Source organism: Brevundimonas sp. GW821-FHT12E07 (assembly GCF_058807035.1).
The window spans coordinates 1,349,191-1,368,189 of the sequence record NZ_JBXAQH010000001.1 but is presented as its reverse complement, the minus strand read 5'-3'; the positions used below and the strand labels follow the sequence as shown (position 1 = coordinate 1,368,189).

Sequence of the window (18,999 nt, the reverse complement as noted above, 5' to 3'; positions counted from 1 at the left end):
TGAAATCAGGGTTCGAATCCTGATCCAGATGTGCCCCGCCGTTCACCATAAGCCAAGCCGCCAAACCCGGCGAAAGTGGGGAGCGAAGGTTAACCGCCCACAGGGACTCGGTCCGGCTTGAGGAAGAAGTTCACCGTCACGCGACGATTCAACGGCTCCGACCGTTCATCGGGGCTTGCTCGGGCCAGCAGACGCTCGCCGCCGCTACTGATCTCCATGTCCTCCCAGGGCATGCCGAGTTGCACCAGCGCCCTTGCGACGGCTTCCGCTCGCGCCATCCCCAAGGCGTCATTGGCGTCGACCGTACCCAGTGTGTCGGCGTAGCCCTTCACTATGACCCGCCAGTCGCCGGGGCGATGGCCGTATACAGCCAGCGCCAACACGAACCGCACCTGACGGTCGACCTCGACCGAGCCAGACTCAAAGAAAATCAACGGTTGGTCGAGATGGCTAAGTGTCATGGACGGCAGTGCGCCGCGGGGCCGCGGCGGAATTGGGTTCACATCCACCGTCACGCGCCGATTCAGCGGCTCCGCAGCATCGGCCGCCACTATCCGCGCAGGCTCGCTCGCGCCTTTGGCCTGGATGTCGATCGCTCCGGGCGAAACGCCGAGACGCATCAGCTCCAGCATCATCTCCCGACCACGCCAGACGTCCAGACGTTCGGAAGCCTGCGTCCCTGCCTCCATACCGTCCTCGTGAGCGGTGATCACGACTCTCGACGGCGCCCGGCCCGCATAAGCCGCGACCTCACGGGCGACCCTGTAGCCTTGGGGCGAAAGGTGGGTCTCTCCGGCCGCGAAATAGTCGACCCACTCATGGGCATAAGCAGGCGCGGCAGAAGCCGTCATCGCGACGGCGATCAGGGCGGCGAAGATCCGGGGCGTGCGTGTCCACATCACGCAACTATCAGACGAACCTCGCCGCCCGGCTACCCCTCCTTCGCCGTCCCCTCGACCAGGGGCACGAACCGCACTTCGCGCAGGCTTTCGCGGTGGAAGCTGCCGTCGGGCTGGCCGGTGTAGCGGTGCAGCATCTGCACCGAGGTCTTGCCCACCGGCGCCACCAGAATCCCGCCCGGCTTCAGCTGCTTGAGCAGTTCGGTCGGCTCGGTCGGCGAGGCGGCAGTGACCATGATCCGGTCGAACGGCGCCTGCTGGGGCCAGCCCAGGCCGCCGTCGGAATGCTGGGTGATGACGTTGTCGATGTCGAGTTGACGCAGCTTGGCCTCGGCCTCGACCAGAAGGCTGCGGTAGCGTTCAACGGTATAGACATACCGCGCCAGCCGGCTCAGCACCGCGCACTGGTAGCCGCTGCCCGTACCGATCTCCAGCACCCGGTGACGCGGCTGGACGTCCAGCGCCTGGGTCATCAGGCCGACGATATAGGGCTGGGAGATCGTCTGGGCGCAGTCGATCGGCAGGGCCTGATCCTCCCAGGCCTGATCGAGGAATTTCTCGTGCACGAAGACGGCGCGGTCGATGGACTCCATCGCCGACAGCACGCGCGGATCCGTCACCCCCTGCTGCCGCAGGCTCAGGATCAATCGGCCCGCGCGGTCGTCCCTCAGGTTCATTCGGCGGCCAGCACCTTCGGCGGAACCCCGCCCAGCACGCCCTTCAGGTCGTTGACGCTGGCGCGGTGGGTCAGGTCGATGTGCAGGGGCGTGACCGATATCTTCCCGTCGTCCATGGCGCGCAGGTCGGTGCCTGGCGCATGGTCCTGCTTCTGTCCGCGGAAGCTCATCCAGTAGTAGTCGCGGCCACGCAGGTCGGTGCGCTTGACCGGATGCATCTCGCCGATCTGGCGGAAGCCCTGCACCGTCACCTCGACCTCCTTCACCTGCTCGGGAGGCCGCGCCGGGAAGTTCAGGTTCATCACCACGCCCGGACGCCATTCCTGGGCCAGAAGCGTCGAGATGATCGCCGGGGCGAAGGCCTCGCAGGTCTCCCAGTGGGCCGTCACCTCGTCGTGGAAACGGTCCAGCGACTGCGACAGGGCGATGGAGCGCACCCCATAGGCCATGCCCTGCAGCGCCCCCGCCACCGTGCCGGAATAGGAGCAGTCCTCACCGACATTATGGCCCCGATTGACGCCCGACAGCACCAGATCGGGCTTTTCATCCATCAGGTCGAAGGCCAGAACCACGCAGTCGGTCGGGGTTCCGGTCACCGAAAACCGCTTCTCGCCCAACCGGTTGACGCGCAGAGGCTCGGTCAGGGTGATGCCCCTCCCCTTGCCCGACTGCTCCGTCGCGGGCGCAACGATCCAGACGTCGTCGGTGAATGTCCGCGCGATCCGTTCCAGCGACGCCAGTCCCTCGGCCTCGATCCCGTCGTCGTTGGTCAGCAGTATTCTCATGCGCGGCGTTCGGCTCCGGTCAGATGGGGCGCATCGAGGTGGCCTCGATCACGAGGTCGCCGCCGCAGTCGTTGCGGATGACGCTGTCGCCGTAACGCAGGCTCGACTTGCTCTTGTCCCAGGCGCGGGTCGCGCCGGTGATCTGAACCTTCACGCCGCCCAAATCCGACTGCGCCTGGCGCTGCAGGGCGTCAGGCAGGACACCGGAGACGCAGGGGCGCGAGAACGGCTGCAGCACCTGGTTCTGGTTGGCATAGAGCTGGAACTCGCCGTGCGAGAACCGGACATAGCCGGTGAAGGTCGTATCGTCGGCCTGCGGACGCGGCTCTTCGGCGAATGCGAATGCGGGCGTCACGGCGGTCATCAACATGCCGGCGATCAGGGAGAGGGCGACGGTTTTCATGGTTCAGCCTCCAATGTGGGTCAGACCGCCCATATAGGGCTGCAGGGCGGCGGGGACAGCGATGCGGCCGTCCTCGTCCTGATAGTTCTCCATGATGGCGACAAGAGTGCGACCGACGGCCAGACCCGAGCCGTTCAGCGTATGGACGAACTCGGTCTTCTTCTCACCCGCGCGCTTGAACCGGGCGTCCATGCGCCGCGCCTGGAAGTCTCCGCAGTTGGAGCAGGAGCTGATCTCGCGATAGGTGTCCTGCGAGGGCAGCCAGACCTCGAGGTCAAACGTCTTGCGCGCCGTGAAGCCCATGTCGCCCTTGCACAGCAGCATCCGGCGATAGGGCAGCTCCAGCTTCTGCAGCACCGCCTCGGCGCAGCCGGTCATCCGCTCGTGCTCGGCGTCGGAATCCTCGGGCCGGGTGATGGAGACCATCTCGACCTTGGTGAACTGGTGCTGGCGGATCAGGCCGCGCGTATCGCGCCCCGCCGATCCCGCCTCGGCCCGGAAACAGGGCGTCAGGGCCGTCAGCCGCATCGGCGTCGCGATCTCCGCCTCATCGAGAATCTGCTCGCGCACCAGATTGGTCAGGGAGACCTCGGCGGTGGGGATGAGGTAGCGGCGATCCGCGGAACCGCTCTCGGGGAACCATTCCATAAAGTTCTGGTGATCCCGGATCGACAGCTCAAGCAGCTGCTTTGCGTATCCGTCGATCCTGTCAAAGCCCATGCGGACGCGTTCGTCCGCTGTGAGCGCCTTTGTCGCCGCAAGATACACGCCGATAAAATCGTCGCTCGTCTTCGACATGGACAGATACATGCGGCTCGCCAGAGACAGGGCTTCCTGGTCCGACCCGGTGCTGAACAGATCCTCTTCGAACTTCGGCAGCTGCCCTGTGCCGAACATCGCGTCGCCCTTCACGAGATACGGCGGGTTCACCTCCAGATAGCCGTGCTGGTCCGTCTGGACGTCCAGCATGAATTGGCCGACGGCGCGCTCCAGCCGGGCCAGCTGGCCCTTGAGCACGGCGAAGCGGGCGCCCGACATCCGCGCGGCGGCCTCGAAGTCCAGCATCTTCAGGGCCTCGCCGAGGTCCGAATGGTCCTTGGGCGCGTTCAGCTTGAAGGCCGGCAGCACGGGCCGCGCGGCCTCGAACCGGGCCCTGGTGGCCTCCGGATCGACGTCGACATTCCCGCTCTCGTCCTCGCCCTCTGGCACGTCGGCGGCGGCCAGGTTCTGCTCGCGGGCCAGAATGTCGCGCAGGCGGGCGCCGACGTCCTTCTCGGTCTGTTCGAAACCGGCAATCTCGCCCTTCAGGGTCTCGACCTCGGCCTTCAGCCGGTCGGCCTCTTCCATGTCCTTGCGGCCCATGGCGGCGCCGATCAGCTTGGACGCCGCATTGCGTTTGGCCAGCGCCTCCTGCCCGGCCGTCTGGGCCGCGCGCAGCTCCACATCCAGCTTCAGGATCTCGGCGACGATCTCCGCGGCATTGTCCACGCCGCGCGACGACCAGCCGGCCACAAAGGCGTCCGGGTTGTCGCGGAGGGCTCGGATATCATGCATGGCGGCGTCATTTCAGCTTCGGCGTTTCAGAAGGCGTACGCCTTACCGCCCCGAACGGAGTCGGGCAAACAGGATCACCCGCAACCGGCCTCTTGTCTCGACGTTAACCGCATCCCTTCATGCTGAAGCCCTAGCGTTGCGTTCGTCTCAACACATATCCGGTCCCATGGCCCCTCGTCGTCAGACCCCGCGCACCGATACGCTCGAAGCCGCCCTGGCGCGGGTCTTCGACGATCGCAACACCAGGGCCAGCTGGTTCGCCCTGACCGGGGGCGAGCCCCTGTTCACCGCGGGGGAAGAGGCCGACAGCCTGTATCTGCTGCGCTCGGGCCGCCTCGGCGTGTTCCGGCGCGAAGAGGGCCAGCCGCCCTATTTCGTCGGCGTCGTGCGACCGGGCGAACCCGTCGGCGAAATGGCCCTGATCGCTGGCACGCCGCACACCGCCGACGTGGTGGCGCTTCGGGACTCCGAGATCCTGGCCCTGCCGCGCGAGGCCTTCTTCGACGCCGTGAAGACCCAGCCCGATGTCATGATCGAGCTGTCGCGGCTGATGCTGCACCGCGCCCGCGAGCGGACGACCGGCGCGACCGAGCCCAGCGTCTTCGGCTTCATCTCGGCCCGCCCCCGGCCGATCCGCGCCTTCGTCGAGCGCATCGCCGCCGCCATCGAGGCCCAGGGCAATACCTGTCAGGTCATCGACCACTCGGCCCTGTCGTCCGCCTCGGAATGGTTTTCGCGCGTCGAGGACAGCCACGACTACGTCCTCTATGTCGCTGAACAGGACGAGCCCAACTGGGCCTCGCTGTGCGCCCGCCAGGTCGACCGGCTGTTCATCGTCGGCAACGCCCTGACTGCCCCGCCCCGCACCATTCCTTCGCGCGGCGACGGCGACTTCGGCGGCGGGCACCAGTTCACCGACCTCATCCTTCTGCGCGATCCGCGCATGCCCCGGCCCGCAAACACCGCCGTCTGGCTGGACGCGCTCGAGCCCGGCCGCTGGTTCCACGCCACCGAAGGCGACGCCGCCGACGCCGAACGCATCGCCCGTGTCGTGACCGGGACCTCTGTCGGTCTGGTCCTGTCGGGCGGCGGCGCCCGCGCCTATGCCCATATCGGCGTGGTCCGGGCCCTGCATGAGGCGGGCGTCACCCTCGACTTTCTCGGCGGCTCCTCCATGGGCGCCGTCGTCGCGGCCGGCCCTGCCCTGGGCTGGAACGACGAGGAGCTGGACGCCCGGATCCGCAAGGCCTTCGTCAAGTCGGACCCGCTCTCGGACCTCGCCCTGCCCATCGTCGCCATGACCCGGGCGCGCAAGGTCGCGGGCCTGCTGCAGGACGCCTATGGCGAGATCGACATCGCCGACACCCCCCTGCCCTTCTTCGCGGTCTCGTCCAATCTGACCACGGGCCGGATCGAGGTGCATCGCCGCGGCCTGATGCGCCGGGCCATGCGCGCCTCGATCGCCATCCCCGGCGTGATGCCGCCGGTGGTCATGGACGGCCAGGTCCTGGTCGACGGGGCGGTGCTCAAGAACTTCCCCACCGACGTCATGCGTCAGCTGAACTCCGGCCCCATCGTCGGCTCGGACATCTCCCAGACCCGCGGCGTCGATCCCTCGGGGCTCGAGAACCCGCCGTCCTGGTGGAAATGGCTGCTGTCGGGCAAATGGAAGGCGGGACCGCCGATCGTCTCGATCCTGATGCGGTCGGCGACCATCACCACGGACGCCGAGCTGGAGCGGTCGCGCGAGGATACCGATCTGCTGATCCTGCCGCGCCCGACCGGGACCGATATCCGCGACTGGAAGATCTATGAGCCCGTGGTGGCCTCGGGCCATGCCGCGGCGGTCGCGGCCCTGTCGGCGCTGGACGGGCCGGTGCCCACCCTGCGCAAGCGCCGCGCTGCCGCCTTGGCCGGAGACGAAGCTCCGTCCGAGCCTCTGGCCGAAGTTGCCCCCGAGCCGGTCCGCAAAGGCCGCAAACTGTTTCCGGTGAAGGCCAAGGCCTGACCCCCGCCCGGCCGCCTTCGCGTGAGGCGGCCAAGACCCGGCGCCGGTTCAGGGACCGTGGTCAGCGAGGCTGTGAGGGAGGTCGCGCATCCGGCCCTTCAGGCCGTAACGGCCGATGGTACCACCTCTCAGGCTTGAACTGAGGACCTCCGGTTCCACAAACCGGCGCTCTAACCAACTGAGCTAAGGTGGCGCATCGAAGCGGCGAACCGCGCGAGGGGCGTTCTCTAGCGGCGGTCCGCGCGCCGATCAAGCGGACAATGCGCCGATCTGAAAAGAACCGCACAAAGAAAAACGCCCCGGAGTTTCCTCCGGGGCGTCTGACCTGGTTTCGTTTCGCCTTAATCGGGCAGGCGGAACGAGGTGGCGAACCGCACCTTGCCGCCGGTGGCGACCCCGTCGACCGAGCGGGGCGACAGGCGGGCGCGGCGGGCCGCGGAGAGTGCAGCAGCGCCGAAGCCGGCACCCGAAGGCGTTTCCGAGACGATGGTGCAACCGCTGACGCTACCGTTGGCGTTCACAGTGCATTCCATCTCGACCCGACCGCTTTCGATACCGCGCGACAGAGCACGTTCCGGGAACTCGGGACGCGGTTGCGCCGCCCAGCTCGGGTTCGTGATCACCGCGGGCCGCGCCGGAGCCGGCGGAGCCGGAGGCGGGGGCGGTCCGGGGACGATAACCGGAGGACCCGAGTACTCGACGCGGTCTTCCTTCTTCGTCGGCTCGATCGGAAGCGTGATCGGCGGCGGCGGAGCGTTCGGCACCACGACCGGGGGACGGACCTGCAGCTTGGGCGGCGGCGGGGTGTCCGGCGGAGGCGGCGGAGGCGGCGGCGGCGGCGGCGGAGGCGGCGGAATCAGATCCACCTTCACCGCGTCGTCGTTATATTCGATCACCTTGTTCTCGAACTTGGTCCGCTGAACCCAGAGGATCAGGGCCACGAAGAGAAGGCAGACAACGATCAGAGCGATCAGCCAGACGACCGGATTGGCCTTCTTGCGGGGCGCGTCGTAGCGACTGCGGTGATACTCAACGGGAGTGTCTGTCATGTGTGTCCCGTCCTACTCAGCTTTGTCTTCACCGACGAGCGCGACACTGTAGAAGCCCGCGTCCTGGAGCGAGTTCATGGCGTGCATGAAATCGCCGTAGCGGGTCTGCTGGTCGGCCCGGATAAAGATCCGTTCCTTGGTCGGGTCCCGACGGCCGATCTGGCTGTTCAGGTCCGCGCCCAGGGTGTCGAAGCTCGTTTCACCGTCACCGATGAAGACCCGGCCGTCAGTGGTGATCGAGATGAACACCGGCTTGGGCGGATTTTCACCAGGCGGCACCTGGGAAAGGGGAAGTTTCACCTCCACCGACACGGTGGCGACCGAAGACGCCACCATGAAGATGATCAGCAGGACGAGCATGATATCAACGAAAGGCGTGACGTTGATCTCAGCGTTCTGCTCGACGTGATACTTACCGCCGCCCGGTCCTCCGAGTTTGGCGGCCATCCGTCTTACGCTCCCTTGTCGAGCTGACGCGAGACGGCGTTCAGCAGCTCAGCGGCGAAGCCGTCCGAGCGAGTGCCGTAGGCCGAGATGCGGGTGTTGAAGTAGTTGTACATGACGACGGCCGGGATAGCGGCGAACAGGCCGATACCGGTGGCGAGCAGGGCTTCAGCGATACCCGGAGCAACCGAGGCCAGGTTGGTGGTGTTCGACTGAACGATACCGATGAAGGAGTTCATGATGCCGTAAACGGTACCGAACAGACCGACGAACGGGCCGATGGAGCCGGTCGAAGCGAGGAACTGCTGACCGCCCGAGAGACGCGAGGCCAGACCGGCTTGCACGGCCGAGACGGCGTGTTGGGCGCGGGCCAGAGCCGAGTCGCGGTGGTCGCCGGTGACCGAGAGACCGGCCTGACGCGACAGCTGGATTTCTTCGGTGGCGGCGGCGGCCATGTCGGCCAGCGGGTTGCCTTCGTAGGCTTCGTCCGTCGCGACCTTGTGCATGTCGGCGATGGTGCGGGCGCCGCGGAACTCTTCCAGGAAGCGGTCCGTCTTGCGGTTCAGGCTGCCGAACTCGATCAGCTTGATGATCAGCAGGGTCCAGGAGAAGACCGACGCCAGCAGCAGGCCGATCATGACGACCTTAACGACCGGGGTCGCTTCCATGAACATGGAGATCGGGGTGATGTTGCCGTGCGAGGACTTGGCCTCTTCGGCGGCGGGTTCAGCGGCCGGAGCCGGAGCCGGGGCGGCGGCGGGAGCCGCGGCGGCCGGGGCAGCAGCGGTCGGAGCCGCGGTTTCCTGCGCCAGGACCGGCGAGCTCGCCATAAGGACGGCAGCGCCGGCCATGGCGAGAATGATGTTGGTTTTCTTCAGCATGTGTCGCCAGTTCCTGTTTCGGTCTTAGCTCTTGGACCCTGGAGCCAGCCGCGAGATGCGACCGCCCCTCCACAAATTCGGTTTTGTTCCACCGCCAGGCCGGAATGACCGACGGCGGAACGCCTTCTATCGCACCTGGTTGCCCCTAGGGGAACCTTCACGTGACGAACGACCCTCGGACGCATGTCCTCGGAGCGCTCGCGCGCTAACGCTTTAGAAAGGCGTCAAGCGTCTTTGGCGAACCGTTATCAGAGCGTCAAGGGCGCATTGGCGCTTTTCGCTCGTGAAGCGAACGCGACGTGCAAAACCCATATGCAGTGGGCGAAAGCGACATTTTGATGATGCCTTGAAGGCATCGTGCCATGCGCCCCGAACATGCCTCACGGCGATATTCGAATCCCGACGGAAACCGGTGGCAGTGAGCCGAGAGGTTAACAACCGGAGGGAAGCCGAAGGAGCGGTGGTGCCTGGGGGCGGATTCGAACCACCGACACGCGGATTTTCAATCCGCTGCTCTACCAACTGAGCTACCCAGGCGCACGCTTCCCGTTCGGGAGCGGGGTCTATAAGCGAGCCGATCCGGGGTGTCCAGCACTCGCTGAAAGAAGTTTTCAGTCTTCTTCAAAAGGCCGCCGCGCCGGGCTTCTCATGCCCTCCCCGGGTCCGCCCTCCTCGTCTGTCGGCTCGTCGTCACGCACCGGAATCGCATAGGTCCCGGAGAACCAGCGGCCCAGGTCCACATCGGCGCAGCGGCGCGAGCAGAAGGGCTTGTACTTCGCTTCGGCCGGATGCTTCTGGCAGATCGGACAGGTCGCCACAGGTCAAGCCTCCTCGATCGCGACGCGGCCCGGAATGGCGGCGGGATCGGGTCTCAGATGGGCGCGCGGCCCCAGTTTTTCCACCAGAGGCGCCGCCATTTCAGCCTCTTGCGGCGTACAGCGCGCGAACAGCCGGGGCGCCCGGGTGTCGGTCAGCAGGGCGTGGCGCAGCCGCCGCGCGACCGCGATCCCCCGGGTGCGCAGCGTCGGCCGCCCCTCCCCCGCGTTCAGAACCTCCTCCAGAGGCGTCTCACGCCACGGTAGGGACAACATCAGCACGCCGAACCGGTTCAGCGGACCGAACACGATTTCGGGATCGTCGCCGAACGCGGCCCTCGCGGCCTTGATCAGGGGCTCGGCTTCGTGCCCCGCCCCGACCAGATCCACGGCCACCAGACCGCCCCAGCGGTTCAGCCGGATCAGCCGCGCCGCCTCGGCGAGGCCCAGAAGATTCGCCTGTTTCGCCCCTCCGGACTTGCCGCCGACATGGTCGATATCGACCGCGATCAGGGCCCGGGTGCGCTGGATGGCCAGGTCGAGGCCGGCGCCGGTCAGCATGACCCGACGCCCCAGGGCCTCTTCTTCCGCCTCCCAGACGGCCTCGATGGCCACGGAGCCGGTCTGTATCTCCACGCGCGGAGCGAGTGCGGCGAGCGCCTCCGTCACCTTGGGCCCGGCCTTCAGCAGCCTCGGCTCGCCCTCGGCCGCGCCAATCCGTCGCAGGGTCGCCACCTTGGCCTCACGCGGCTCGGCGGAGACCTCCACTTCGATCTTCTGGCCCTGTTTCAGATCGTGGGACCTGGTGAGCGGCAGGAAGCCCCTCTGCCCGCCCCCCAGATCGACGAACGCGCCCCTCAGCCCGGCGTCGATCTCCGCCACCCGGCCGACCGAGCGCGCGCCCAGCCTCAGCGCCGCCGGATCGCCGTCGCGTTCAATCAGGATGTGGGTGTAGCGGCCGTCGCGGGCGATCAGGCCGCGGGTCTCGCCGGGCGTCTGGTCGAGGAAGACCTCGATCTCCCCGCTCATCCGGTTATTTCCGCCAGCCGGCGCCGGACAGCAGATTGACCGTCTCGAACAGCGGCAGGCCCATGACCGCCGGATAGCTGCCGACGATGCGGGTGACGAAGGCCCCGGCAGGCCCTTGGATGCCGTACCCACCCGCCTTGCCGCGCCAGTCGCCGCCGGCGACGTAATCGGCGATCTCGCCGGGCGACAGGACCTTGAAGCTGACGCGGGTGTCGACCACCCGGGTCCGAACCTTGCCCGCATGGGCCACGGCGACGCCAGTGAAGACGCGGTGATTGCGGCCAGACAGCAGGGTCAGGAATTTCGTGACCTCGGCCTCGTCAGCGGCCTTCTCCAGCAGGCGCCGTCCCACGGCGACCACGGTGTCGGCGGCCAGGACCACCGCCTCGGGCGACCGGGCGGCGACGACCTCGGCCTTGGACCGGGCCAGACGCACCGCCAGCCGCGACGGGGTCTCGTCGCGCTGCGGCGTCTCGTCGATGTCGGCGGGATCGATGCGATCGGGTTGGATCCCGATCAGCGCCAGCAATTCGATGCGGCGCGGGCTGGCCGAAGCCAGCACCAATTCAGGACGGGTAGACAACCCGTCCTTACTTGAAGCGGTAGGTGATGCGGCCCTTGGTCAGGTCGTAGGGCGTCATCTCGACCAGGACCTTGTCGCCGGCCAGGACGCGGATGCGGTTCTTGCGCATCTTGCCAGCGGTGTGGGCGATGATCTCGTGGTTGTTGTCCTCGAGCAGCACGCGGAACGTGGCGTTCGGCAGCAGTTCGCTGACGACACCGGGAAACTCGAGCAGTTCTTCCTTAGCCATGCGGCCTCTCACGCCCGGTGAATACGAATCAAGGCTCGCGCCGGGCGGAGCGCGAGCCGTAAGAAGTGGGGGCTAATGCCCGAAAATGCGCAAACAGTCGAGGGCGGGAGGCTATTTGGGCGCCCGCCGCCCGGATTCAACGCCGATACAGCGCGCACACCAGCGTAAACAGCCGCCGCGCCGTCTCGTGGTCGATGGCGACCTTGCCCTTAAGCCGCTCCTCCAGCGCATCTGCGCCTTCGTTGTGCAGACCGCGCCGGCCCATATCGACGGCCTCGATCTGGCTGGGCGACGACCCGCGCAGGGCTTCGTAATAGCTGTCGCAGATCAGCAGATAGTCCTTCAGCACGCTCTTCAGCGGCGTGAGGCTGAGGGCGTAGGTGCGGGCGAAGTCCTCGTGCGCTCCCTCCCCCGCGATGTCGAACACCAGACGGTTGTCCTGCAGCGAGAGCTTGAGCTTGTACGGTCCGCCGGGCGCGCCCTCGGGCTCGAAGCTGTTCTTCTCGATCAGGTCGAAGATGGCGACGCGGCGCTCGTGCTCGATCTCGGCGGTGGCGGCAGGCAGGGTCGCCATGTCCAGATCGACGGCCGAAAGCCTGTGCTCGCTCATGCGGGGGTCTCCGACGGCGTCTCGTCCAACACCGGATCCAGATGGGTCGGGGCCACCCGGGCTTCCCAGCGGTCGGACAGATCCGCGACCACGGCGTCCAGGCATTCGACCTCGACCCTCAGATCGCCGCCGCCCGCGAACATCAGCGTCACCTTGCCGCCCGGCGCCTCGACCTCTTCGAAATCGATGGCCAGCAGCTCCAGCGGGGCGTCTGGCAGTCGCGGCAGGCCGCGGCTCTTGACCGCCATGACGTCGCCGAACTGCATCGCGGCCCGAACCCGGGTGCCGCCGCATTCCCAGCAGAAACGGCTGAACTCGACCGTCAGCCGGCGCGCCGCCCGTTCCCAGACGATGTCGGCGGGCCGCAGGATCGCGTCCTGCAGCGCGGCGGAGATGATGGCCAGGTCCTCGGCGTCCTCGGCCAGAAGCCGCAGCGGCTCATTGGCGCCCGACCGGACGCTCTCGACCTGCTCGGCAACCTCGGCGGCGGTCGGCGCCGCCTGCATCATGTCCGCGTCAGTGCTCATCCGCCGGTCCTTCCACGGGCGGGCCGTGGATCCGGCGGATCTCGGCCCCGCAGGCCCCCAGCTTCTCCTCGAGACGCTCGAACCCGCGATCCAGATGATAGACACGTCCGATCGTGGTTTCACCCTCCGCCGCCAGACCGGCGATTACCAGGCTGACCGAGGCCCGCAGGTCGGTCGCCATGACCGGAGCCCCGCGCAGCCATTCGACGCCCGTGACCTTGGCCTCGCCCGCGTGGACCGAGATGTCGGCGCCCAGCCGCGCCAGCTCGGGCGCGTGCATGAAGCGGTTCTCGAAGATGTTCTCGTGGATGGTCGACACGCCATCGGCCGTCGTCATCAGGGCCATGAACTGGGCCTGCAGGTCGGTGGCGAAGCCCGGATAGACCTCGGTGGCCACATCGACGGCCTTCAGCCGCCGGGCGCGGTCGCGCTTGATGATGACGCCGTCCTCGGTCGGGGTCACCTCGACGCCCGCCTCGACCATCTTGACCGTCAGGGCGTCGATCAGCTCCGGCCGCGCCTTCGTCAGACGCACCTCGCCCCCCGCCATGGCGGCGGCGCAGGCGTAGGAGCCCATCTCGATCCGGTCCGGGATCACCGCCCAGTCCGTACCCTTCAGCGAGGTCACGCCGGTGATGGTCAGGGTGTCGGTGTCCACGCCTTCGATCTTGGCGCCCATCGAGATCAGGCAGCGCACCAGATCGCCGATCTCCGGCTCGCGCGCAGCGCGCCTGAGCACGGTCGTGCCTTGCGCCAGCACGGCGGCCATCAGGGTGTGTTCGGTCGCCCCGACCGAGACGAACGGAAACTCGATCTCGGCGCCCTTCAGCCCCTTCGGAGCCGTGGCGGAGACATAGCCTTCTTCCAGCTCGATCGCCGCGCCTAGTTTGGACAGGGCGTCGATGTGCAGGTCGACCGGCCGCGCGCCGATCGTGCAGCCGCCCGGCAGGGAGACCTTGGCGTGGCCCGTGCGCGCCAGCAGCGGTCCCAGCACGTTGAACGAGGCCCGCATCTGGCGAACCAGGTCGTAGGGGGCGAAGGTCGAGGTGATCTCGCGGGCGTCGAACAGGGTCTGCTGACCGTCCGGTCCGTCGCTCTCGGTCACCGTCATGCCGAATTGGCGCAGCAACTGGCCCAGAAACTTGGTGTCGGCCAGGCGCGGCATATTGGTCAGCCGAACGGGTTCGGCCGTCAGGATCGAGGCCGCCATCAGCTTGATGGCCGAATTCTTGGCGCCGCTGACCGGGATTTCCCCGTAGAGCTGGGCGCCGCCGTTTACCGCGATACTGTCCATGTCGATCCTGGCCGCCACTCCGCGACGTGCGGTCCGGCGAGCCGGCTATCTAGCGCGCCACGCCCGTCCTGCGAAAGGCCCGCTCAAACGTCCGGCGATGACTTTCCGTTGCCGGAGCTATCAGTGACCCTGGCCGCCGGGCTTCGGGGCCGCCGGGTGGGCGATCTTCCTGCGGCGCAGATTGTCGCGCAGCGCCTTGGCCAGCCGCGCGGCCTTTTCGGTCTGCTCCGGCGAACGCTGTTGGACGGCGGCTTTCGGGGCGGGCGTTTCGCCCGGCGTCTTCGGCGTTTCGGTCATGCGATAACAAGGCTCGAAAATCTTTCCTCGCACAAGCGCACTTTTCAGTTTGCCCCCCGCGAGTCTGTTGGCTATACGGCCGCTTCCTCAGAACGGGCCGCCGTAGCTCAGTGGTAGAGCGCATCCTTGGTAAGGCTGAGGTCGTGGGTTCGATTCCCCCCGGCGGCACCATCTGAAAAGAAAGGCCCGATCCTCACGGATCGGGCCTTTTTCCTTATCCGGCTTGTTGAATCGCCTGCCCCGCCGGGCAGGTCCGCTCAGGGATAGCCGGGATAATCCGGTTCGCGCGTGGTCGAATCGCTGCTGAACCCGATGCTGAAGCTCTCGCTCCGTCCCGACAGCGGCCGACCGTAGCCATAGGTCCGGTACCGGCCATAGCCCGGCTGGAAGCCCGGATAGCCATACAGGCCGTAGCCGTTCTTCGTCTGGCGGTATTCCAGATCCACCCGTCCGGTTTCACCGAAGGGAATCGAGACCGCGGCCGAATAGGACGAGAAATCGCCGGTGCCGATCGACGCGCTGAATTCGCTGTGCATCTTCCGGTCATCGACGGGAGCCCAGGGATCGGGCGCATTGGCGAACGGCTTGGCGGCCTCGGCCCGCTGGCCGATCCAGCGGTCGATCTGTTCGGCGGTGGTCAGGCCGTGCGCCGTGATCTCCTGGCCGGATGCAGCCGGAACCTCGGCCGCGACAGGCGCCGCGACATCGGCGGCAACCGACTGGTGGCCCGCGGGCGCGGTGGTCACCACCCCTTCCGGGTCGTCGGAGGCCATGACGGCGGTCAGGGCGAGAAGAGCGATCAGCATGCGGTCTTACTCCGGGTACAGAGGCACTCTAGCGGACATTGCGGCCAAGGTCAGGCCGTTCCGTCTCCACGCTGCAACGGGTCGGGCAGAGGCTCGCCCTCGGGCACGAACTGCAGGGCCACCGAGTTGATGCAGTAGCGCAGGCCGGTCGGCGGCGGCCCGTCGGGGAAGACGTGGCCCTGATGGCTGCCGCAGCGGGCGCAGGTCGTCTCGGTGCGCACCATGCCGTAGGAGCGGTCGACGATGGCGGTCACATGGGCCTCGTCCACCGGCTGGGTGAAGCTGGGCCAGCCGGTGCCGCTCTCGAACTTGGTCGTGGCCCGGAACAGGGGCAGGCCGCATTCGCGGCAGCAGAACACGCCCGGCCGCTTCTCGCCCAGCAGGACGCCGCAGAAGGGCGCCTCGGTGCCATGCGACAGCAGGACCCGCTTCTCCTCGGCGTTCAGCGAGGCTTCCAGGGCCACGCGCTGGCCCTCCGACGGCGGCGTCAGGTCATAGCCGGACGGAGAGCGAAGCGGGTGCGGTGCGGTCGATGTGTCGGTCATGGCGTCCAAATGGGAAGGGCGAAGCTGAGTTCCAAGACGTCCTCACCTCTCCGCGCGCGAAGGCGCGTGGAGAGGACAGACGACCGCAGGTCGTCAGGAGAGGGCGACGCGGCGCCGACCGCAAGGGAATCCTGAAAACGAAGAAGGGGGCGAAACGGCCACCGCCGCCTCGCCCCCTCCTGATCGCTGCGCGATCTGTCCTCCCCATCGCCCTCCGGCGATGGGGAGGTGAACGCCCTTCTTACTGCATCAGCGTTCCGACCCAGGCGCGCACGGCGGCCTCGTCGGTCGGGTTGCCGGTGTAGGCCAGGCCCGCCGCCGGAACGAAGGCGGTGTTGTTGGCGCGCTGACGCGAGGTCCAGGCCTTGTGACCGTAGGCCAGGTCCGAATAGTTCGACGGCAGGCGCACCATGGTCGGCTCGATGAAGATCGTGTCGGTCGCGGTGGTCGAACCGGCGATGCGGACGTTCGGCAGGCGGCTCAGCAGGTCCAGGGTGTCCAGGCAGCCGCCGGCGCAACCGGCGTCGACCAGGACGATGACCGGGCCCGAGATCGGGTTGGCGGCGCCGGTGTCCTGCACCGCGGCGCGGCCCGGCAGGGTGAAGCTTTGCTGACCCGAGGCCAGGGCGGCGTCGAAGGCGGCGACGATGGCGGCGGTCTGTTCGATCACCGGAGCGCTTTCCTGCACGAAGCGCGGGTCGGCCTGCATCCGGCCCAGGGTGTCGGCGTACCACTGACGGTTGGCGGTGGTGGCGCGGTAGGTGATTTCACCGGCGGCCGGCTGGCGGCTGACGGTGAACTCCGGCGTCCAGATGCGGTTGGCCAGACCATAGCCACGGGCGGTCGAGGTATAGGACTGGCCCTTGGCGCCGCGCAGATCCAGCACGAAGCCGTTCCGGAAGGTCGAGGCCTGGGCCAGGACGGTGGCGTTGAAGGCGTCCCAGCCGGCGCTGTCGGCGAAGGAGTGGACATTGATCCACGGACGGCCGTTGACCTGTTCGATGCCGAGGGGCGCGCCCGACGGCACATAGACGGTGGCGCGGTAGGCGGCTTCTAGATCGCCGGCGGCGACCGGCGTCGGGCGCAGCTGGAACTCACGCGGACGGCCGCGGCCGACCTGGAAGTTGCACAGGGCGGGCACGCCGCTGGTGAAGGGGTTGTTGCGGTTCCACAGCAGGAAGGGCGCGCTCAGCACCCGGCCGGATTCCGAGGTCAGGTCGCCTTCCCAGCGGTCCAGCTTCTCCTTGGCCAGATCTTCGGCGGTCTTGCCGAAGCAGTCGACCAGGGTCGCGCCCAGCGGCGGCGTGTTGCGCACGCCCGGCTTGATATAGGTCACGACGTACTTGCCGTCGCGCCAGCCGGTGGTGAAGCCCGGCCAGCTGATGCCGAAATAGGCGCCGGCGCCCTCGAAGCTGGGCGTCATCGCGATGTTCGAGTCGCGGAAGCCGTTGGCGTAGTAGCGCATCAGATAGGCGTGGCTGTCGCCGCTGTTGGCCTGGCCGGCCTTGCCGAGCGCGTCCGCCAGACCGGCGTCGATCCAGCTGTTGAAGGTCTGGGCGGCGGCCCCGCCGACCACCGGGGCCGGGTGATTGGCGCGCAGTTGATCATGCGCGGCCTGCAGATCCTGACGCGCCAATTCCCGGAAATCCTGGGCCTGGGCCGAACCGGAGGCGACGACGAGAGCGAGGGCGGCGGCGGAAGCCGCGATGAGACGATGCATCAAGGGAGGACTCCGGGAAGCGGTCACGACGTGTTGCGGCGTGTTAAAGCCGATCCACCGCCGCCTTGCCAAGTCCCAACCCCTGTGACGCGACGTCATGCGGCATCAAAGACCGAAACCGGTCGCCTACCCCGCGTTCACCGCAATTTTCTCGCCCGTTTGGGCACGGACGGTGAGATCGCTCACCACCTGGATCAGGGCCGGCGGCGTGAACGGCTTGGCTAGGTGGCGGTCGGCGCCCGCCGCCTCTGTCTCGGCCAGATGCTGGTCCATCGCATTGGCGCTCAGCATGACGATCGGCGTCGCCGCCCGCTCGGGCGAACCGGCCTCGATGGCGCGAATGGCGCGGGTCGCGGCCAGACCGTCCATGACGGGCATCTGCATGTCCATCAGGATCAGGTCATAGCGGTCCAGGTTGAAGGCGGTGACGGCGTCCGCGCCGTTCTCGACGGTGACGACCTCGATCCCGTATTCGCCCAGGATCAGCTGGACCACGCGCTGGTTGACCGGATGGTCCTCGGCCAGCAGCACCCTCAGCCCGGCGCCAAGCCCGCTGTCCTCTTCCTCGCTCGCGAGACCGCCCAGGGCCTCCAGCGCACGTTGGTCATAGTCGGCCAGCGAGCGGGTCCGCGACAGGGGTACGGTGACGGTGAAAGCGCTGCCCTCCCCCACCGCCGACTGTACGGCGATGGTTCCCCCCATCAGCTCGACCAGGGATTTGCAGATCGACAGACCCAGACCGCTGCCGCCGAAGCGGCGCGTGATCGTGCCGTCCGCCTGGCTGAAGCGCTCGAACACCCCGAAACCCGCGTCGAAGCCGATGCCGCTGTCGCGCACCGTCAGGCTCAGCTCTGACATGCCCGCCCCGGGCGTATCCTCGGCGATGCCGATTTCCAGCGAGACCCCGCCCTGTTCGGTGAACTTGATGGCGTTGGACAGCAGGTTCATCAGCACCTGCTTGATGCGCAGGGCGTCGCCCAGGAAATCGCCGCGCGTCGTCGCGCCGATCCGGACGTCGAAGGCCAGCCCCTTTTCCTCGGCCCGGGACCGCTGCATTTCGACCAGCGGGTCCAGTTCGACCTCCAGGTCGAAGGCGGCGATCTCGATGTTCATCCGGCCGGATTCGACCTTGGACACATCTAGGATGTCGGACACCAGCCGTTCCAGCGTCGCGCCGGAGCGGGCGATCAGATCGACCATCTCCTTCTGACGCGGCTCCAGCCCGCTGCGGCCCAGGGTGGCGGCCAGGCCGATGACGCCGTTCAGCGGGGTGCGGATCTCGTGGCTCATATTGGCCAGGAAATCGCTCTTGGCCTGGTTGGCGGCCTCGGCGGCGGCCTTGGCCACGGCCAGGGCGTTTTCGGCGGCCAGCCGTTCGGTGACGTCGCGCGCCACGCCATAGATCCGGTCGCCGCGCCGCTTGGCCCGCCACTCCAGCTGACGGTATTCGCCATCCTTGCGCCGATAGCGGTTGATGATGCCGAACAGCTCCCCGCCCAGTTCGCCCGCCTCGATCCGGGCCATCTCTGTTCGCGTCATCTCGATGTCGTCGGGATGGATCAGGGCCAGCATCTGCCCGCCTTCCAGCTCGGCCAGGGAATAGCCCAGCACGTCCTCCCACGACCGGCTCAGCTTGATCAGCCGCCCGTCCATGTCGCGGATGCACAGCATATCCAGCGAGACGTCGAAGAAGGCCGAAACGTCCAGATCGGAGGTGCGATCGTTGGCGGCCTCATCGACGGCGTCCGCTTCTCCGGCGGCGCTCATCTTGACCTCGTGGTCCAACATCAGACGGAGACTCCGGTACGAAAACGACCCTTCGGCGAGAAGCTACGCCTTAAGGT

21 protein-coding genes and 3 tRNA genes are annotated in these 18,999 nt (G+C 67.4%); 2 read left to right on the top strand and 22 right to left on the bottom strand.

Annotated features, from left to right (window positions below):
- Positions 1-89: 89 nt before the first annotated feature.
- Genes AC1ROD_RS06390 through serS form a run of 5 tightly spaced genes read right to left on the bottom strand, consistent with a single transcriptional unit; the run spans position 90 to position 4,318 of the window.
- Entirely contained in the window at positions 90-899 is an 810-nt protein-coding gene (locus AC1ROD_RS06390) for an OmpA family protein (RefSeq protein ID WP_492947744.1), read from the bottom strand.
- Between the two features lie 32 nt (positions 900-931).
- Positions 932-1,576 carry a protein-L-isoaspartate(D-aspartate) O-methyltransferase gene (locus tag AC1ROD_RS06385; protein WP_492947404.1) on the bottom strand — a complete coding sequence of 215 codons (645 nt, stop codon included), beginning with the start codon at positions 1,574-1,576 and terminating at the stop codon, positions 932-934.
- On the bottom strand, positions 1,573-2,361 hold the full coding sequence (surE, locus tag AC1ROD_RS06380; protein ID WP_492947403.1) for a 5'/3'-nucleotidase SurE: 789 nt from the start codon (positions 2,359-2,361) through the stop codon (positions 1,573-1,575). Before surE ends, AC1ROD_RS06385 begins: the two co-directional genes overlap by 4 nt.
- A 19-nt stretch (positions 2,362-2,380) precedes the next feature.
- Positions 2,381-2,764, bottom strand: a complete 384-nt coding sequence (locus tag AC1ROD_RS06375) for a hypothetical protein (RefSeq protein ID WP_492947402.1) — start codon at positions 2,762-2,764, stop codon at positions 2,381-2,383.
- A gap of 3 nt (positions 2,765-2,767) precedes the next feature.
- Entirely contained in the window at positions 2,768-4,318 is a 1,551-nt protein-coding gene (gene serS / locus AC1ROD_RS06370) for a serine--tRNA ligase (RefSeq protein WP_492947401.1), read from the bottom strand.
- A 166-nt stretch (positions 4,319-4,484) separates the two neighbouring features.
- Here serS and AC1ROD_RS06365 point away from each other — a divergent pair, with 166 nt between their 5' ends.
- Positions 4,485-6,326 (top strand): patatin-like phospholipase family protein, encoded by a 1,842-nt coding sequence (locus AC1ROD_RS06365; RefSeq protein ID WP_492947400.1) that lies wholly within the window; start codon positions 4,485-4,487, stop codon positions 6,324-6,326.
- Between the two features lie 116 nt (positions 6,327-6,442).
- Here AC1ROD_RS06365 and AC1ROD_RS06360 read toward each other — a convergent pair.
- From AC1ROD_RS06360 to AC1ROD_RS06300, 13 genes are all read right to left on the bottom strand, one after another.
- Positions 6,443-6,519, bottom strand: a tRNA-His gene (locus tag AC1ROD_RS06360).
- A 148-nt stretch (positions 6,520-6,667) separates the two neighbouring features.
- Positions 6,668-7,375: a TonB family protein gene (locus tag AC1ROD_RS06355; RefSeq protein ID WP_492947399.1), complete on the bottom strand. Its 708-nt coding sequence runs from the start codon at positions 7,373-7,375 to the stop codon at positions 6,668-6,670.
- Positions 7,376-7,387: 12 nt separating this feature from the next.
- On the bottom strand, positions 7,388-7,822 hold the full coding sequence (locus AC1ROD_RS06350) for a biopolymer transporter ExbD (RefSeq protein WP_492947398.1): 435 nt from the start codon (positions 7,820-7,822) through the stop codon (positions 7,388-7,390).
- Positions 7,823-7,827: 5 nt separating this feature from the next.
- The gene (locus AC1ROD_RS06345) at positions 7,828-8,700 is read right to left on the bottom strand and encodes a MotA/TolQ/ExbB proton channel family protein (RefSeq protein ID WP_492947397.1); all 873 of its coding nucleotides are present in this window, start codon (positions 8,698-8,700) and stop codon (positions 7,828-7,830) included.
- 461 nt (positions 8,701-9,161) lie between these two features.
- Positions 9,162-9,237 (bottom strand) — tRNA-Phe (locus AC1ROD_RS06340).
- Positions 9,238-9,311: 74 nt separating this feature from the next.
- Entirely contained in the window at positions 9,312-9,518 is a 207-nt protein-coding gene (locus tag AC1ROD_RS06335) for a DNA gyrase inhibitor YacG (protein WP_492947396.1), read from the bottom strand.
- A gap of 3 nt (positions 9,519-9,521) precedes the next feature.
- Positions 9,522-10,544: a ribonuclease E/G gene (locus tag AC1ROD_RS06330; RefSeq protein ID WP_492947395.1), complete on the bottom strand. Its 1,023-nt coding sequence runs from the start codon at positions 10,542-10,544 to the stop codon at positions 9,522-9,524.
- A 4-nt stretch (positions 10,545-10,548) separates the two neighbouring features.
- On the bottom strand, positions 10,549-11,127 hold the full coding sequence (locus AC1ROD_RS06325; protein ID WP_492947394.1) for a Maf family protein: 579 nt from the start codon (positions 11,125-11,127) through the stop codon (positions 10,549-10,551).
- Between the two features lie 7 nt (positions 11,128-11,134).
- Complete coding sequence (infA, locus tag AC1ROD_RS06320; protein WP_131253431.1) at positions 11,135-11,356, bottom strand: translation initiation factor IF-1; 222 nt, start codon at positions 11,354-11,356, stop codon at positions 11,135-11,137.
- Positions 11,357-11,492: 136 nt separating this feature from the next.
- Complete coding sequence (locus tag AC1ROD_RS06315) at positions 11,493-11,966, bottom strand: UPF0262 family protein (protein WP_492947393.1); 474 nt, start codon at positions 11,964-11,966, stop codon at positions 11,493-11,495.
- On the bottom strand, positions 11,963-12,493 hold the full coding sequence (locus AC1ROD_RS06310) for a DUF2948 family protein (RefSeq protein WP_492947392.1): 531 nt from the start codon (positions 12,491-12,493) through the stop codon (positions 11,963-11,965). The genes AC1ROD_RS06315 and AC1ROD_RS06310 overlap by 4 nt, the downstream gene beginning before the upstream one ends.
- Positions 12,483-13,787 carry a UDP-N-acetylglucosamine 1-carboxyvinyltransferase gene (gene murA / locus AC1ROD_RS06305; RefSeq protein ID WP_492947391.1) on the bottom strand — a complete coding sequence of 435 codons (1,305 nt, stop codon included), beginning with the start codon at positions 13,785-13,787 and terminating at the stop codon, positions 12,483-12,485. Before murA ends, AC1ROD_RS06310 begins: the two co-directional genes overlap by 11 nt.
- Positions 13,788-13,907: 120 nt before the next feature.
- The gene (locus AC1ROD_RS06300) at positions 13,908-14,084 is read right to left on the bottom strand and encodes a hypothetical protein (RefSeq protein ID WP_492947390.1); all 177 of its coding nucleotides are present in this window, start codon (positions 14,082-14,084) and stop codon (positions 13,908-13,910) included.
- Between the two features lie 96 nt (positions 14,085-14,180).
- Here AC1ROD_RS06300 and AC1ROD_RS06295 point away from each other — a divergent pair.
- A tRNA-Thr gene (locus tag AC1ROD_RS06295) sits at positions 14,181-14,255 on the top strand.
- 86 nt (positions 14,256-14,341) lie between these two features.
- Here the strand turns inward: AC1ROD_RS06295 and AC1ROD_RS06290 are convergent.
- The 4 genes from AC1ROD_RS06290 to AC1ROD_RS06275 form a co-directional block, all read right to left on the bottom strand.
- Positions 14,342-14,890, bottom strand: a complete 549-nt coding sequence (locus AC1ROD_RS06290; protein ID WP_492947389.1) for a hypothetical protein — start codon at positions 14,888-14,890, stop codon at positions 14,342-14,344.
- A 50-nt stretch (positions 14,891-14,940) separates the two neighbouring features.
- Entirely contained in the window at positions 14,941-15,435 is a 495-nt protein-coding gene (gene msrB / locus AC1ROD_RS06285; RefSeq protein ID WP_492947388.1) for a peptide-methionine (R)-S-oxide reductase MsrB, read from the bottom strand.
- 241 nt (positions 15,436-15,676) lie between these two features.
- The gene (locus tag AC1ROD_RS06280; protein ID WP_492947743.1) at positions 15,677-17,155 is read right to left on the bottom strand and encodes a hypothetical protein; all 1,479 of its coding nucleotides are present in this window, start codon (positions 17,153-17,155) and stop codon (positions 15,677-15,679) included.
- A 126-nt stretch (positions 17,156-17,281) separates the two neighbouring features.
- Positions 17,282-18,943, bottom strand: coding sequence for an ATP-binding protein (locus tag AC1ROD_RS06275; protein ID WP_492947387.1), 1,662 nt, complete (start codon positions 18,941-18,943; stop codon positions 17,282-17,284).
- Between the last annotated feature and the right edge of the window lie 56 nt (positions 18,944-18,999).

What these genes read in the sequence shown, in the direction of transcription:
- AC1ROD_RS06390 (WP_492947744.1), bottom strand. Translation starts at nt 899, where the DNA reads ATGTGGACACGCACGCCCCGGATCTTCGCCGCCCTGATCGCCGTCGCG.
- AC1ROD_RS06385 (WP_492947404.1), bottom strand. Translation starts at nt 1,576, where the DNA reads ATGAACCTGAGGGACGACCGCGCGGGCCGATTGATCCTGAGCCTGCGG.
- surE (WP_492947403.1), bottom strand. Translation starts at nt 2,361, where the DNA reads ATGAGAATACTGCTGACCAACGACGACGGGATCGAGGCCGAGGGACTG.
- AC1ROD_RS06375 (WP_492947402.1), bottom strand. Translation starts at nt 2,764, where the DNA reads ATGAAAACCGTCGCCCTCTCCCTGATCGCCGGCATGTTGATGACCGCC.
- serS (WP_492947401.1), bottom strand. Translation starts at nt 4,318, where the DNA reads ATGCATGATATCCGAGCCCTCCGCGACAACCCGGACGCCTTTGTGGCC.
- AC1ROD_RS06365 (WP_492947400.1), top strand. Translation starts at nt 4,485, where the DNA reads ATGGCCCCTCGTCGTCAGACCCCGCGCACCGATACGCTCGAAGCCGCC.
- AC1ROD_RS06355 (WP_492947399.1), bottom strand. Translation starts at nt 7,375, where the DNA reads ATGACAGACACTCCCGTTGAGTATCACCGCAGTCGCTACGACGCGCCC.
- AC1ROD_RS06350 (WP_492947398.1), bottom strand. Translation starts at nt 7,822, where the DNA reads ATGGCCGCCAAACTCGGAGGACCGGGCGGCGGTAAGTATCACGTCGAG.
- AC1ROD_RS06345 (WP_492947397.1), bottom strand. Translation starts at nt 8,700, where the DNA reads ATGCTGAAGAAAACCAACATCATTCTCGCCATGGCCGGCGCTGCCGTC.
- AC1ROD_RS06330 (WP_492947395.1), bottom strand. Translation starts at nt 10,544, where the DNA reads ATGAGCGGGGAGATCGAGGTCTTCCTCGACCAGACGCCCGGCGAGACC.
- infA (WP_131253431.1), bottom strand. Translation starts at nt 11,356, where the DNA reads ATGGCTAAGGAAGAACTGCTCGAGTTTCCCGGTGTCGTCAGCGAACTG.
- AC1ROD_RS06315 (WP_492947393.1), bottom strand. Translation starts at nt 11,966, where the DNA reads ATGAGCGAGCACAGGCTTTCGGCCGTCGATCTGGACATGGCGACCCTG.
- AC1ROD_RS06310 (WP_492947392.1), bottom strand. Translation starts at nt 12,493, where the DNA reads ATGAGCACTGACGCGGACATGATGCAGGCGGCGCCGACCGCCGCCGAG.
- murA (WP_492947391.1), bottom strand. Translation starts at nt 13,787, where the DNA reads ATGGACAGTATCGCGGTAAACGGCGGCGCCCAGCTCTACGGGGAAATC.
- AC1ROD_RS06300 (WP_492947390.1), bottom strand. Translation starts at nt 14,084, where the DNA reads ATGACCGAAACGCCGAAGACGCCGGGCGAAACGCCCGCCCCGAAAGCC.
- AC1ROD_RS06290 (WP_492947389.1), bottom strand. Translation starts at nt 14,890, where the DNA reads ATGCTGATCGCTCTTCTCGCCCTGACCGCCGTCATGGCCTCCGACGAC.
- msrB (WP_492947388.1), bottom strand. Translation starts at nt 15,435, where the DNA reads ATGACCGACACATCGACCGCACCGCACCCGCTTCGCTCTCCGTCCGGC.
- AC1ROD_RS06280 (WP_492947743.1), bottom strand. Translation starts at nt 17,155, where the DNA reads ATGCATCGTCTCATCGCGGCTTCCGCCGCCGCCCTCGCTCTCGTCGTC.
- AC1ROD_RS06275 (WP_492947387.1), bottom strand. Translation starts at nt 18,943, where the DNA reads ATGTTGGACCACGAGGTCAAGATGAGCGCCGCCGGAGAAGCGGACGCC.